The sequence below is a fragment of the Amycolatopsis sp. NPDC114484 genome, assembly GCF_055633755.1.
Genome location: NZ_JBVKDQ010000017.1, coordinates 76133 through 89743, shown reverse-complemented (window position 1 = coordinate 89743; position 13611 = coordinate 76133). Strand labels below are relative to the sequence as shown.

10 protein-coding genes are annotated in these 13611 nt (G+C 73.5%); 1 reads left to right on the top strand and 9 read right to left on the bottom strand.

From position 1 onward, the window contains the following. Nucleotides 1-10: 10 nt before the first annotated feature. The 5 genes from ACZ7SW_RS33590 to ACZ7SW_RS33570 all read right to left on the bottom strand — a co-directional run bounded on the left by ACZ7SW_RS33590 (nucleotide 11) and on the right by ACZ7SW_RS33570 (nucleotide 4767). The gene (locus ACZ7SW_RS33590; protein ID WP_470234387.1) at nucleotides 11-688 is read right to left on the bottom strand and encodes a SecDF P1 head subdomain-containing protein; all 678 of its coding nucleotides are present in this window, start codon (nucleotides 686-688) and stop codon (nucleotides 11-13) included. 47 nt (nucleotides 689-735) lie between these two features. Beyond that, the gene (eccB, locus tag ACZ7SW_RS33585; protein ID WP_470234386.1) at nucleotides 736-2172 is read right to left on the bottom strand and encodes a type VII secretion protein EccB; all 1437 of its coding nucleotides are present in this window, start codon (nucleotides 2170-2172) and stop codon (nucleotides 736-738) included. Between the two features lie 5 nt (nucleotides 2173-2177). Further along, a complete protein-coding gene (eccD, locus tag ACZ7SW_RS33580; protein ID WP_470234385.1) occupies nucleotides 2178-3557 on the bottom strand; it encodes a type VII secretion integral membrane protein EccD in 1380 nt (459 codons plus the stop codon). 160 nt (nucleotides 3558-3717) lie between these two features. Then, nucleotides 3718-4392: a hypothetical protein gene (locus ACZ7SW_RS33575; protein WP_470234384.1), complete on the bottom strand. Its 675-nt coding sequence runs from the start codon at nucleotides 4390-4392 to the stop codon at nucleotides 3718-3720. 30 nt (nucleotides 4393-4422) lie between these two features. Then, a complete protein-coding gene (locus tag ACZ7SW_RS33570) occupies nucleotides 4423-4767 on the bottom strand; it encodes a hypothetical protein (RefSeq protein WP_470234383.1) in 345 nt (114 codons plus the stop codon). Between the two features lie 160 nt (nucleotides 4768-4927). Here ACZ7SW_RS33570 and ACZ7SW_RS33565 point away from each other — a divergent pair, with 160 nt between their 5' ends. Beyond that, nucleotides 4928-7204 (top strand): serine/threonine protein kinase, encoded by a 2277-nt coding sequence (locus ACZ7SW_RS33565; protein WP_470234382.1) that lies wholly within the window; start codon nucleotides 4928-4930, stop codon nucleotides 7202-7204. Between the two features lie 109 nt (nucleotides 7205-7313). Here the strand turns inward: ACZ7SW_RS33565 and ACZ7SW_RS33560 are convergent, their stop codons facing one another. Genes ACZ7SW_RS33560 through ACZ7SW_RS33545 form a run of 4 tightly spaced genes read right to left on the bottom strand, consistent with a single transcriptional unit; the run spans nucleotide 7314 to nucleotide 13535 of the window. Further along, nucleotides 7314-9431, bottom strand: coding sequence for a transglutaminase TgpA family protein (locus ACZ7SW_RS33560; RefSeq protein WP_470234381.1), 2118 nt, complete (start codon nucleotides 9429-9431; stop codon nucleotides 7314-7316). Then, a complete protein-coding gene (locus ACZ7SW_RS33555) occupies nucleotides 9428-10546 on the bottom strand; it encodes a DUF58 domain-containing protein (protein WP_470234380.1) in 1119 nt (372 codons plus the stop codon). The genes ACZ7SW_RS33560 and ACZ7SW_RS33555 overlap by 4 nt, the downstream gene beginning before the upstream one ends. A gap of 2 nt (nucleotides 10547-10548) precedes the next feature. Then, nucleotides 10549-11502, bottom strand: coding sequence for an AAA family ATPase (locus ACZ7SW_RS33550; protein ID WP_470234379.1), 954 nt, complete (start codon nucleotides 11500-11502; stop codon nucleotides 10549-10551). A gap of 11 nt (nucleotides 11503-11513) precedes the next feature. Beyond that, nucleotides 11514-13535 (bottom strand): fibronectin type III domain-containing protein, encoded by a 2022-nt coding sequence (locus tag ACZ7SW_RS33545; protein WP_470234378.1) that lies wholly within the window; start codon nucleotides 13533-13535, stop codon nucleotides 11514-11516. Nucleotides 13536-13611: the final 76 nt, after the last annotated feature.

The following is a 13611-nucleotide window of genomic DNA, read 5'->3' as shown; positions in this document are numbered from 1 at the left end:
GCGGTCCCGCTCAGCGGCCGTTCAACCAGTCGGCGAGATCCTCCGCCTCCGACTGGTCGCGCAAACCGGTGATCTCCGCCCTGCCGTCGGGGATAGCCTGCATGATGGCGGGCGCGACCATGACCCGCGTGCCCACCACGATCGCGATCTGCTTGCCGACGTTCTTCGCGGTCAGCTCCGCCCATTTGGCGGAACCGTCCGGGGTGAACGTCACGTCGACCGTGAACACCGCGTTCCCCGGCGCGTCGCTCAGGCCCGCCGACTTGACCTCGGAACCGTCGAGGGCCGCCGGGCCGAGCAGATAGCGGGTACCGCTCGACCGGTCACAGGTCACCAGCGGCAGCGCGGCGTCGTCCTCGCCGGTCAGCGGATCGGTGCGGCTCAGTCCGCAGTCGAAGCTCTCGAGCGTCCGCTTCTGCACGGCGGGATCGGTGCTCTGCCGGTCCCGCTCGCTCGGCGGCGTGCCGGTGGACGCCGTCGCCGCCGTGGCGAGGACGGGCCGGAACCGCAGCCCCTTCGCCAGGCCCGACGCCCGCACCAGGTCGAGGAACGAATGAGCACCCGTCGACGAGCTGGCGCCGGCCTCGTCGGCGGGCTGCGGGCCGGAGCCGCATCCGGCCAGTGCGAGAAGCGCGATCCCGAGCACGGCCGTCCGCGAAATCCGCTGTCCGGCACGACGTTCCGGCATGACGACCCCCAAGGCTCCGTGACCAGTGCCGCGCCAGCATAGGCTCGTCACCCGGCCACGGTGGGCCGCATCGCCGAGGCGGGATCGAGACCGGGTCCTTCCGGCAGCCGGGCCACGAGCCCGCCGGGAAGCCGCACCGGCGCGGGCGACGGGTAGCCGAGCGTCTTCGCGACATCCGGCCGGGCCAGCGGATAGCGCCGGCCCAGGTCGGTGACCAGAGTCAGAGTGCCGGACACGGCCTGCGCGGACGGCATCGCCTCGACCAGCACCGCCGAGCCCGGCGGCACGTAGACGCGATCGGCCAGCGGAGTACCCGAGGCGGACCGGCCCGCGGTGGACAGCAGCTGGTTTTCCGGCGGCAGTTCCGGGCCGACGATCAGCTGCGGCGCGCTCGCGCCGGGCGCGTAGACCGCGCACAGCGTGGCGTCCTGATCGGACAGCCGGGCGAGCTGCGGACGGGCGACCGGCGCGGCGTCCGCGGTGGCCGGGACCGGGTCCAGCTGACGAGCCGCAGCGGCCTCCGCCGGAGCCAGCGGGAGCGCGCGGGGCTGTGCGCCGGAGTAAGCGGCGCGCGCCAGCTGAGCGTCGGCCAGCTCGATTTGGTACTGCAGCTCGGTGATCGGGCGAAGCGCGTCCTGCTCGGCCGAGTAGTACTGCTGCCCGCCGCCCGCGGTCTGCACGACGAGCAGCGAGCCGGTCACCACGTCGGATCGCCCGGGCACAGCGGTCGACGGACGGCCCGCTTGCGCGGCCGGGAGCGGTCCGATCGGCGCGCCTTCGGGCACGACGTCCAGCCAGGCCTGGCCCGCTCTCGCCCACGACGCGGCGGTCAGCGCGAGCCCGGTGCCGACCGTGCCGTACTCGGTGATCTTGTGCCGGTAGCCGTGCCACAGCAGGTAGCGGTCCCCGGTCGACACGAGCTGCACCGGCAGGGCGGCGTCCGACAGTCCGGTCCCGCCGTCCGGTTCGGCCCCGGCCAGCAGGACCGATTCCTGGATCGCGCTCCCGGCGGTGTCGCGGGCCGGCGTCGAGCACAGCGACCACGACCCGGTCCGCAGGCGCTCCGGGCCGGGCAGCGCGTCCGGCGCGTCCGGGATCCCGATCCGCGGCCCGCGCGGCACTCCGGCCAGCGAATTCCCGGACACCTGCTCGGTCGCCGCGTGCTGCCCGAGCGCCAGCAGGGCGGAGGTGTAGTTCGCGACCGGGTACAGCCTGCCGTTCTGGTAGACGTACCGCGTGCCGGTCTCCTTCTCCACGATCACCGCCGCCTGGCCGCGCCAGGACTCGTTGCCGCCGGGCACGATCATCCCGTAGACGCCGACGCAGGCCAGCGACACGATCGCCAGCGCGATCCCGGCGAACGCGGCGGCTCCGGAGCGGCGGAACGGGGGCTGTTCCGGGTCGGTCTCCCGGGTGACCAGGGCGGAAATCGCGCGCTGGACGAGGAATTGGTAAGCCTGGAGCTGATCGCGTTTCGACGCCACGGCCCTCAGCCCCCCAGCCCGCGCACGTAGCCGTACAGCCCGAGCACCCAGCACGCGACCGGCACCAGCGCGCACACCAGGAGGATCTCGGAGTACTCCGCGAACCGGCCGAGATACGGGTTCGGCGCGCGGGTGCTGAACAGCAGACCCGCCGCGACGACGGCCGCCGCGACCACGAGCAGGATCGCCCCGGAGGACACCAGCGGCATCGACGGCCCGGAGCCGAGTCCCGTCGCCAGCGCCGCGGCCCCGGCTATTCCCGTCGCCAGCAACGGGATTCGCTGCCGCAGAGTCGGATACAGCCTGGCCCGGACCAGGAATCCGGCGGAGACCACCGCGACCATCGTCACCGAGGCGGTGCTGCCTTCGTGCACGAGCAGCGCTTCGCAGCACACCACCACCGCGGCCGCGCCGGCCAGCATGCCGGTGAGCAGGCCGTCCGCGCGGGCCACCGCGGCGTGCACGCGGTCGATCGGCGGCTGCGGATCGTCCCGGACCAGATCGGCGGTCGACCGGGGCAGCACCGGCATCGGCACCTTGCCGAGCCGCAGCGCGAGCGGTGCGAACACAATGGACAGTGCCAGCAGCCCGGCGGCGAGCGCGGCGGCGGCCTGGTAAGCCGCGAAATCGCCGCTCGCCCCGACGAAACCGCCGACCAGGGCGAAGAATCCGGCGGTGGCCGCGGCCGCGAACCACGGCTGGGCCGCAGCGACGCCGAGATAGCCCGCCACGGCCGCCAGCGTCAGCGTCACCCCGGCGAGCATCACCTGCCCCGGCGCGAGATCGGTCAGCGCGTGCGTCCCGGCTGGCAGCAGTCCGCCGCCGACGAACGCGAACGGCAACGCGACGGCGGCGAGCACCGCGCCCGCTCCGGCGTCCCCGGCCGCCCGGGCGAGAACGACCCCCGCGACCAGCAGCAGCCCGGCGACCGCGAGCGACCACACCGCCGGACCGGTCCACGGCGCACCGGCGCGCAGCACCGTGACCAGTCCTAAGAGGACAGTCGCACCGCCCGCGGCCAGGCCCGCCGTGCGCGTATGCCGGGGGCCCCACGCCCGGCCGAGCCCGCTCGCGCCGGTCGCGATCGCGTCCACCACGTCGTCGTACTCCGGTTCCGGCCAGTCGGCCCTGGCCGGAAGCAGATGCAGCACCTCGCCGTCGCGCACCCGGTGCCCGGCGAGCGTGCGGCCGAGGTCGAACCTCGCCCCGTCAGGACGGCGCAGCTGCCAGCCGCCGCCCGCCGCGCCGTCGTCGGCCAGCCCCTCGCCCGCGCGGGCGAGCAGGCCCGGCAGCAGCTCCGCGACACTGGCGTGCTCGGGGAGCGCCATGTCGATCCGTCGTTTCGGGGCGGCGATCGTGACTCTGATCAAGCCGGCTGTCTGCATGCGCCCACCTTCTCCCGGGAATCGCCGCCGCGGGGAGCCGAGGCAGGAACCTGCCGCCGGTCCGGGCGGCTCGTTGTATGTCCACAAAGGACTTTCCGGACGCGGCGATACCCTTGCCCCATCGGTGTTTCCAGGGCAAGGGCAGGCCGATGGTCCGTGGTCAGGCACACACTCCGCGAAGGGCGGTTTCGAGCCGGGCCGCGAAGTCCAGGACGGTGTCCGCGCGCAGCTGCCAGCCAGACGAGACAACGCGGTGCAGGGTGCGCACCATCAGCACCGCGCCGTCCGCACCCGGCGTGATCATCAGCAGGCGATCGACGTCCCAGCTCTGGTGGGCAGTGCCGCTCGGCAGCGTTTTCGTCTGGCCCGCGCGGGTGCTCGACAGGCGGTTGGCGGCTTCGAGCAGATCCGCGTCGGCGTTCAGCGGGCCCGCGACCGCCGGGTCGCCCTCGAACGGGGCGAGTCCCCTGCCGCCGGGCGAGCTGAGTGAGACCCGGACCGGGTTCGGCAGGCGCAACGGCACCGCGTAGACCAGCGCGCCCAGGCCGAGCGCCCGGCGCACCGCCGTGCGTCCGCTCATGACCGCGGCGCGGAGCTCGAACGGGCGGGGCTGCTGAGCGTCGAGGTAGACGAAGCACTCGGTCGGCGCGGGCATACCGCTGAAGCGTTCGCGCGGCGGCAGAAGACTGCCTGCCGGGACGCCGGTGCTGTTGCCGGGCAAGGTCATCGCCGCTGGAGCGGCGGTGAGACCGAGTTCCTTCTGCACGGTCGCGGCGACGTCGGTGGTGACCGTGGCGGGTTCGGCGCGACGGCCGGTCCACAAGGCGGCGGGCATCGGAATTCCCCCTTCGGTTTTCAGGACGGCTCAGGCCGGGCGCGCGGACCTGCTCAACTCGTCGAAACGCGCGGAAGCGGCTTGCAATTCGGACTGGAAGCGGCCCGGCCGCAGCTGCGCGAGCTCCTGCCAGCTGTCCACCGCCGCGCGCGCCTTGGCCAGCGCGTCCTCTCCGCGGGCGGCCAGCGCGTCGCGTTCGGCGTCGAACTGCTGCGCCTGCCGGAACACGGTCTGCGAGCGGTCCTCGGCCGGCGCCGGGGCGGCTGCTTCGGTGCGGGCGACCCGGCGCTTGCGGACGGTCATGCTGAGCCAGCCCACGCCGAAGATGATCAGGCCGGTGAGGATCGGCTTGGCGAGAATGTGCCAGATGTCCATGGTGGTTCCTGTCCGTTCCAGGCGGCGCGGGCCGCCGAAGCTGTGGTGACGGGATCGAAACTAGGCCGCGGCGGATGAGGTTTCGATGACACGCTCACGCGAGGCAGGAACCTGCCCGGGCATTGCGCCGGACGGGCCCGCACAGGGGAGAATGGCGGCCATGAGCATCGGGGTGGGCGAGGAGCGGCTGCTCGCCGAGGGACCGGTCGCCAGGGTCTACGCGGGCCGGCTGGCGGGCGAGGACGTGGCGGTCAAGGTGTTCGACGGCGTCCTCGACCGCGACACCGCCGCCCGGCTCGACCGGGAACGCAAGGCGCTCGCCGCCGTGCGCGGCGAACGGGCGATCCTGCCCGCCGACGAGGTCGGCGAGCTGTCCGGCGGCCGTCTCGGCGTGCGGATGGAGCTGTGCCAGCGGTCGCTGGCGCAGCTGCTCGACGGGCAGTTGCCGGTGCGCGACGTGCTCGCCGTCGGCTGGACCGTCTCGGCCGCGCTGGCCGCGGCGCACCAGGTGGGCGTCGTGCACGGCGGGGTCACGCCGCACAACGTGCTGCTGCGCCGTTCGGGCGAACTCGCTCTCGCCGATTTCGGGCTGGCCCTGCGCAGGCGGTTCCCGCGCGACCCCCTCCACGCGGTGGACTACGCGGCACCGGAAACGCTGCGGGACGACGCCCTCTCCGAAGCAAGCGACCTGTACGGCCTCGGCGCGGTGCTCTACACGGCGCTCACCGGTTCGTCGCCGTTCCCCCGCCACACCGGGCAGCAGCGCGCCGAACGGATCCTGCAGGTGTTCCGCGACCCGGTGCCGCCGATCCGGGTGCCCTCGGCGCCGCCCGCGCTGACGGATCTGATCGGGCGGCTGCTGGCCAAGGACCCGGCGGACCGGCCGCAAGACCCGGCCGCGGTGGCGGAGACACTGGAGCGGCTGTACCGGGCGAGCGCCGCTCCGGCCGAGGTGGAATTCGACGACTTCGCGGGGCATGGGCAGCAGGTCGGCTTCGGGGGGATGGTGCCGCGGCCGGGCGGGTTCGGCGGGGTGGCGCAACCGGGTGGCTGGCCTGGGCCTGCGCCGCAGCATGCCGGATCCCAGCAGCAACCCGGCGGTTTGGGCGGCGCCGCACCGCAACCCGGGGGTTGGCCCGGATCCGCTCGGCAGCCTGGGAATTTCGCTGCGCTCCACCAGCGACCCGGCGTTCCGACCGTGGCACCGCAACCCGGCGGCTGGCCCGGCTCCGCGGAGCAGCCCAGCGGCATCGCCGCACCCCACCAGCAACCCAGCCCTCCAAGCGGCGCGGCACAACAACCCGGCGACTGGCCCAACCCCGCCGAACAGCCCAGCGGCATCGCCACGCCCCACCAGCAACCCGGCAGCTGGCCCGGCTCCGCGGAGCAGCCCAGCGGCATCGCCACACCCCACCAGCAACCCAGCACTCCGACCGTGGCACAGCACCAGCCCGGCGGCCAGCAAAGCCCCGCCCCGCAGCTGCCGGGAACCGGCCACACACCACACCAAACAGACAGCGGCCCCACCGCAGCACCTCACCAGCCCGGCTCCGCGCAGCAGGAGGGCAGTTTCGCGACGCCCCCACAGCAACCTGGTGGTTCGGGCGGCGCGGCACCGCACCAATCCGCCGGTCCAAGCGGCGTCCCACCGCAGCCCTCCAGTTTCGCGGGTGCGTCTCACGAGCCCGGGGCCTTGCCCAGCCCCGCCAGTTTCGTCGATGCCTCTCACGGACCCGGGGCCTTGCCCAGCCCCGCCAGTTTCGTCGATGCCTCTCACGAATCCGGGGCCTCGCCCAGTCCCGCCGCCTTCACCGCGCCCCAGCACCAGTCAGGCAGCGGTCTCGGCAGCATCCCCCAGCAACCCGTCGACTTCACCGCACCCCAGCACCAACCCAACAGCAGTCCGGGCAGCATCCTTCGCCAGCCCGCCCCCACCCCAACCCCCGGCCGAACCCTCCTGCACACCTTCGCCGACACGAAAGAACCCAGCCGCACCAAGAAACTGTCCGGCATCGCCTGGTGGCCCGCCCTCGCCGCCGGGCTGGTCGCGGCCGTCGGCGCGCTCATCGCGGTCCCGATGCTGACCTCGAAACAGGATCCCCAGCCCGCGCTGCCGCTCGGGACCGCGCCGTCTTCCGGGCAGCTTCCGCCCGCTGAGCGGGCCCCGGCCCCGGACGTGCACCTCGCGCTCGCGGCCCCCGCCGACCTCGGCACTCAGATCAAGCTCACCTGGACCGCCGAGGGCAATCTGGACTTCGCGGTCGTCGTGGGCGCCGAGCGCATCGCGCCGATGGTGCTGGTGGCCAACCGCAACCGCACGATGTCGGTCCCGGTGGACCCGGCGCGCAAGTACTGCTTCCAGATCCGCGCGACGGACGGCAGTCACGTGTACGAAACGCCCCCGGTCCCGATCCGCGGCGCGGTCTGCACGTCCTGACGACCGCCGCCGCGCCGGGAGTTACGGTCCGTGAGGGGAACCCTGAGGGAATCTGATTCCCTCAGGGTTCCCCTCACGGACGTGAAGACGCGGCCGTACGGGCACTGTCCTAAGCGGACCGCCGGAACAACGGCCGCGGATCGAAGACCGCGCGCACCCGGCGCGGCCAAGGACGCCCGGCCAGCGCCCGGCGCAGCTCCCTGATCTCCATCCAGGCGACCCCCACCGCACTCTCCGAAGGCGGGAACCGGGACCACAGCGCCGAATCCATCACGCCGGACAGCCGCAGCACCGGCTCGCGCACCCGCTCCCCCAGCTCCGTGCCCGCCGATTCGGCCAAGTCCCGGGGCGTCATCCCCGCCCGGTACGCCACCCCGTGCGCGCGCAGCCGGTCCCGGGCCTCCGCCCACGCACCGAAAATCGCGTCCTTGCCCAGGCGACGGCGACGGCGTCTCGTCCGGAGGAGCTTCGCCAACGGCACGGCGACCAGCCCGCACAGCACCAGCCCGGGCACCACCGCCGCCGCGATCCACCACGGCCAGTTGCCCGTTCCCGAAACGAACGCGGCGGCTTCCGGCTTGCTGTCCGGCGGCGCCACCGGCGGCTGGAGCTTTTCCAGCGGCGGCAACTGCGACTGCGCCCGTCCGGCGGCCCCCGCCAGTCCCGACGACTTGGCCGACGTGACCGCGGACTTCGTCGGGTCCAGCGGCACCCAGCCGACCCCGGCGACGGCGACCTCCGGCCACGCCAGCGCGTCCCCGGCGTGCACGACGTGCGCCCCGGCGGTGTCCGCGCCGCGGTAGCCGACCACGAGCCGCGCGGGGATGCCGGTGATCCGGGCCAGCGCGACGTACGCGGCGGCGAACTGTTCGCTCGTCCCTCGTTTCGAGACGGTCAGGAACTGCCGCAGCTGCGGCCAGGAAGCCCCGGTCGGCAGGTCGTCGCCGACCGCGAGCTGGTAGTTCTGCTGGAGAAATCGCTGCAGCTGCAACGCGGACTGGAACGTCGGGCGCAGGCCGTGCACCGCGGTCCAGGCGAGCCGCGCCACGTCGTCGGGCACCGCGCCGACCCCGCCGAGCCCGCCTGGCGCCTCCGCGTCCACTGGCGCCGTGGCCAGGTACTTCGCGTCCGCCTCCGGTGCCGACCAGGTCATCCGGTAATCGGTCTGCCCGCCGGGAGAGGCCGACAACAGCACGCCCGCGCCGGGATCCACCAGCGGCGCGGCACCGGTCACGCTCGTCAAGCCCGGCTGGCTCGGCAGCCACGGCCCGGACAGCGGCGGCACGCTCAGCTCCGCCGAGACCTCCGGCGCGCCGGGAACGCCGTCGAGCCGCTGCCCGAGCCGGCGCAGCTTCGGTTCGGCCGACCAGCCCGCCCCGTCGAACCCGTTCAGCACGACCAGCCGCCACCGGTCGACCGGAGCCGTGCTGCGGTAGCTGAACACCGGCCGCGCCGGATCGGCCAGCTGTCCCGCGATCTCGTCGAGCGGGTTGCTGACCGGGCTTTGCGGCGGCGGCACCGGATGGCCGTCGGCGAGCCGGTACGGCTCCCGCCCCGCCGGGTCGAGCCCGCCGAACGCGACTGCTCCGGCGGCGATCGCGACCACCAGCGGCAGCACCGCCAGCGCGGTCGAACCGGACGGCCGCCGCAATCGCAGAGATCCGCCTCCGGGCCGCGCCCCCCACAGCAACAATCCGGCTGGCGCGAGATACACGATTGCGGCGTAGAGCGCGGTGAATCCGGTCAGCGCCTGATACGCCTGCGCCAGACCCGCCACCGCGAGGCTCGGCAGCAGCGCCACGAGCGGCATTCGCAGGCGCAGCAACAGTTCCAGCCCGAGCACGACGGCCAGCAGCACCGCCAGTGGCACGAACAGCAATTGCCCGGGGTCCGGTCGCGCGGGCCACGTCGACTGCAGCGTTTGCAGCCAGCTCTCGGTCAGCCCGTGTCTCAGTCCCGCAAGCGAGGCACCCGTCGGCAATCCGGAGACGGTGGTCGAAAACAGCGTGGTCTCAACGATTCCGAGCAATCCGGCGGTCAGCACGACCAGCGGACGCCACGCCGTCAGCCGCGGCAGGCGAAGACACAGCTCGGCGCCTCCGTAGCCGAGCAGCACGACCACGAGCACCGGCAACACCAACGCCGGCAACCCGAACACGGGCGCGAACAACAGCCCGGCCACCGCGGTGGAGCCGAGCAGTCCGGTCACTGCCAAGCGGGCGTTCACCCGACGCCCCGGGCATTCCACTTCGCCGCCGCGTCCGCGGCATCCACCGCGTCGATCGAACCGGCGCGCACGCCCGGCTCACGAACGCCCAACCGGATCACGGTCTCCGGACGCCAGCGGTGCGCCGCCCCGAGATCGGCCTCCGGCCCGGTGACCACGACCAGCGCCCCGCCCGGGCGCGCAGCAGCCAGCCGCGGCGCGGGCAGCAGCAACGAATCGTCCGGATTCTGCGCGGCCAGGCAGAGTTCGTCCAGCAGCAGACGAGCGGTCGGAATCCCGCTCCCCACCGGGGTTTCGAGCCCGGACGACGTCAGCAATCGGCAGTGCTGGCCCGCCATCGCGGACGCGTACAGCAGCGACGCCACGACCTCGACGGCCTCCTCGAACACCTCCGGCCGCATCGCGTCCGACCGGGTGTCGAGCACCGCGGTGAGCCGCGACTGCGCCGGATCGGCGTAGTCGCGCACCATCAGCCGCCCGGTCCGGGCGCTGGCTTTCCAGTGCAGGTGCCGGACTTCGTCGCCGAGCATGTATTCGCGCACGGCCAGCAGGTCCGCGGAACCGCGCAGCGGCGGATCGGTGATCGGGCCGTCGTGGTGGTGGCGCGGGTGCCCCGACGCGGCCGGGCGCATCGGGTTCAGCCGCGGATGCACCCACAGGCACGCGGCCGCGCCCAGCGTCCGGTCGGCGCGCGCGAACCCGAACGGATCCGACCGGTGCAGCACCAGCGGCCCGACCTCGAGCCTGCCGCGCACACTGGTCGGAAGCTCGTAGTGGTAGGTCGCCGCGGCGCCGGGCGCGAGCGCGCGGACCTGCACCTCGCGGACGTCCGCGCCCACACAGTCCTGCGCGGCGAACCCGCCGTGCCGTCGCTCGCTTTCGTTGCGCACCGCCAAAGTCGCCAGTGCCGGCCGGCCGCGTTCGATGCGTTCCGGGTGGACGGACCGCGAGATCTCCGCCTTCGGCCGGGACCGGGTCACGAACACCGCGGCGAGCACCGCGCCGGCCACGATCCCGGCGAGCACGCGCAGCAGCGGATACCCGGCCAGTTCGCCGAGCCCGTAGCCCAGCACAGCACCGGCGAGCGCCGCGATCCCGCGGCGGGTGAGCCGCATGGTCAGCGCCCGGGCGCGGCCGTCGGGGCGGCGGTGTCGGCGAGCAGTTCGGCCACGACGTCCTCGGCCCGCCGCTGGTTCAGCTCGGCGTCGGGGGTCAGCACCAGCCGGTGGCACAGCACCGGGAGCGCCACGTCCTTCACGTCGTCCGGGGTGACGAAATCGCGGCCGTGCGTGGCCGCGAGCCCTTGTCCGGCACGGATCAGCGCGACGCTGCCGCGCGGGCTCACGCCGTAGCGCACGGCCGGATGGCTGCGGCTGGCGGCGGCGAGGCGGACCGCGTACGACACGACCTCGGGCGCCAGGTACGCCTGCCGCACGCGGGCGATGACCTGCTGCACGTCTTCGATCCGCAGCACCGGCCGCAGCTCGTCGGCGGTGACGCCCGCGCAGTCGCCCATCACGACCATCACTTCCGCGTCGTGGCTCGGATAACCGACCGACAACCGCATCAGGAACCGGTCCAGCTGCGCCTCGGGCAGCCGGTAGGTGCCCTCCATCTCGATCGGGTTCTGGGTGGCCACCACCAGGAACGGCCGCGGCACCGGCTGGCTGACCGCGTCGACCGTGACCCGGCGCTCGGCCATCGCCTCGAGCAGCGCCGCCTGCGTTTTCGGGGTGCCGCGGTTGATCTCGTCGGCGAGCACCACGTTCGCGAAGATCCCGCCGGGGTGGAACTGGAACTTCTCGGCGTGCTGGTGGTAGACCATCACGCCGAGGATGTCGCCGGGCAGCAGGTCCGGGGTGAACTGGATGCGGTTCCACCGGCCGCCGACGCTGGCCGCGAGACACCGCGCCAGCGTGGTCTTCCCGACGCCGGGCACGTCCTCGATCAGCAGGTGCCCCTCGGCGAACAGCGCCGCGACCGCCATCCGGACGACGTCCGGATGGCCGCGCAGCACTGTCTGCACGTTGTCGGCGATGAGGTCGTAGGCCGCTTTCGGCGTGAAGCTCACGTTCGCCTTTCTCATGAGGTGGTCGGAACGCCGGTCCAGCTGTCGTTCGCCGAACCCGCGGAATTCCGGATCGTAGCCTTGATCGTGATCGCCCCGGCCCAGACCACGTTGGAAATCGTGAGCTGGGTGGAGCCGGAACAGGACTTCGCGGGCGAAGTCGCGCCCATGAACGAGGCTTGGCAGGTGGCCGCGCCGCCGTTCGGGTCGGCGTCGACCGTCACGATCAGCGCGTTCGTGCTGCGCACGCTCGTGATCTTCACCGACGGCGGGCCGGACGCGAGCGTCGCCCGTGCCGAACCGGGACTGCCGGTGAGCTGCCCGCCCGAGCCGTACGAGGTGATCGCCCGGACCGTGAACGTGATGGTGCCGCTCAGGCCCTGGAAGCTGGTCGACGTCCCCGACACCGACCGGTCGCCCTGTCCGGACGCGCTCACCGCGTAGTGGTCGAGGTCGGCGCCGTGCAGGTCAGGAGTCGTCCAGCTCACCGAAACGGCGCCATTGGACCCGACGGTCGCGGTGACCTTCGGCGCCTCGGCGGCTCCGCCCGGCACGACCGAACCGGAACTGGCCGCCGCGCCCCGGCCGGCGGAGTTTTCCGCGGCCACACTGAAGGAATAGGACTGGCCGTTGGTCAACCCGGTCACCGTGACCCGCGACCGCGAACCGTCCACTGTGGTCGAACCGCCGGACCAGGACACGACGTACCGGACCACGCGGGAACCGTTGCTGGGAGCCGACGTCCACATCACCGTGGCCGACCCGGTGCCCGCGGTAGCCCGGACATTGCGCGGCGAACCCGGCGGGGTCGGCTTCGCGACCGGCGGGGGCGGATTGTCCCGCTGCGCGGGCGGACCCGGCGGCGCGGGAGGTGCGGGAGGCTGGCTGCTGGACGGAGTTTCCTGCGGCGGCGGAGTGGGCTTGGGCTGTGTCTTCGCGCTGACGTCCACGTCCGCGGCCACGCCGCTCCCGCCGTCGACGACGACCATGTGCGAGCCGTCGTGGTTGTCGACGTAGATCCGGTGGTCCTGGCCGAGCGACAGCCGCGCTTCGCCGCCGCCCTCGGGCACCGGCTTGCTGCTCTTCAGCGTGCCCTTGCTGTCGTAGGTGCGCACCTCGTGCCGGGCCTGGTCGACCACGGCGACGGTGTGCGAAGTCGCGACCGGCCCGGCGTAGTGGCCGCCCTTCTCCAGCGGGACCGACACCGGCCGCGCGACCGGACGGTTCTGCAGCAGGCCGGCGGCGTCGATCAGGTGCAGCTGACCGTGGTCCGGGTCGACGACGGCCAGCTGCCCGTCGACGTCGTCGCTCGCCACCTGGACGGTCGCGGGCAGCGACAGCCCGAGGTCGGCCGGTTCGCCGAGGCCGTTCGCGCCGACCGAGCGGAGCACGCTGGCCGTCGTGTCGAGCACGACGGGGCGGTCGCCGACGACCGAGAGCGACGCGTCGTGCCCCTGCGGCAGCTGCCCGGGGCAGGTCAGGAGCGTGGCGCCGCGCGGGAGGTCGCAGATCGAGCCGTTGTCGATGCGGTGCACCCAGACCGTGCCGTCGGACGTCGTCACCGGCGCGGACAGCGGCCCGCCGGCCGGGGCGGTCGCCGCCGGGTCGCCGAGCCGCGCGATCTGCCCGGCGTTGCGGTACACGAGGTACGGGCCGCCCGCGACCTCCAGCACGACCGGTTCCTCGGCGGCGGGCGGCGCTTTGCTGCTCTCGACGCCGAGCGTCGACTTGCTGAACTCGGTGATCCGCGTCCGGTCGACGACGTAGCCCGAACGGCCCCCTTGCGCGACCGGGCTGCCCGCCTCCGCTCCGGGGACCGCCGCCTGGGCGTCGACCTGGCCGGTCGCGCCGTCGACGTGCACCGCCGACTGCGCCGAGGTGTTGTAGACCCAGTGCCCGGCGTCCGCGAACTGCAGGTCCGTGGGCAGCGAGGCGTGGCCGGTGACGGCGATGCCGACCACGGCCAGGCCGGCGACGACTACCGTCCCGAGCCGGAACAGGGCAGCGCGCCTCGCGCGCGGCGTTTCTGTGGTCACCGGCGGACCGTAACGGGGACGGCTACAGCCGAGATACATCCGGAACCCATGCCCGGACGCTAGAGCACGCCGTTGA

What these genes read in the sequence shown, in the direction of transcription:
- ACZ7SW_RS33590 (WP_470234387.1), bottom strand. Translation starts at nt 688, where the DNA reads ATGCCGGAACGTCGTGCCGGACAGCGGATTTCGCGGACGGCCGTGCTC.
- eccD (WP_470234385.1), bottom strand. Translation starts at nt 3,557, where the DNA reads ATGCAGACAGCCGGCTTGATCAGAGTCACGATCGCCGCCCCGAAACGA.
- ACZ7SW_RS33575 (WP_470234384.1), bottom strand. Translation starts at nt 4,392, where the DNA reads ATGCCCGCCGCCTTGTGGACCGGCCGTCGCGCCGAACCCGCCACGGTC.
- ACZ7SW_RS33570 (WP_470234383.1), bottom strand. Translation starts at nt 4,767, where the DNA reads ATGGACATCTGGCACATTCTCGCCAAGCCGATCCTCACCGGCCTGATC.
- ACZ7SW_RS33565 (WP_470234382.1), top strand. Translation starts at nt 4,928, where the DNA reads ATGAGCATCGGGGTGGGCGAGGAGCGGCTGCTCGCCGAGGGACCGGTC.
- ACZ7SW_RS33555 (WP_470234380.1), bottom strand. Translation starts at nt 10,546, where the DNA reads ATGCGGCTCACCCGCCGCGGGATCGCGGCGCTCGCCGGTGCTGTGCTG.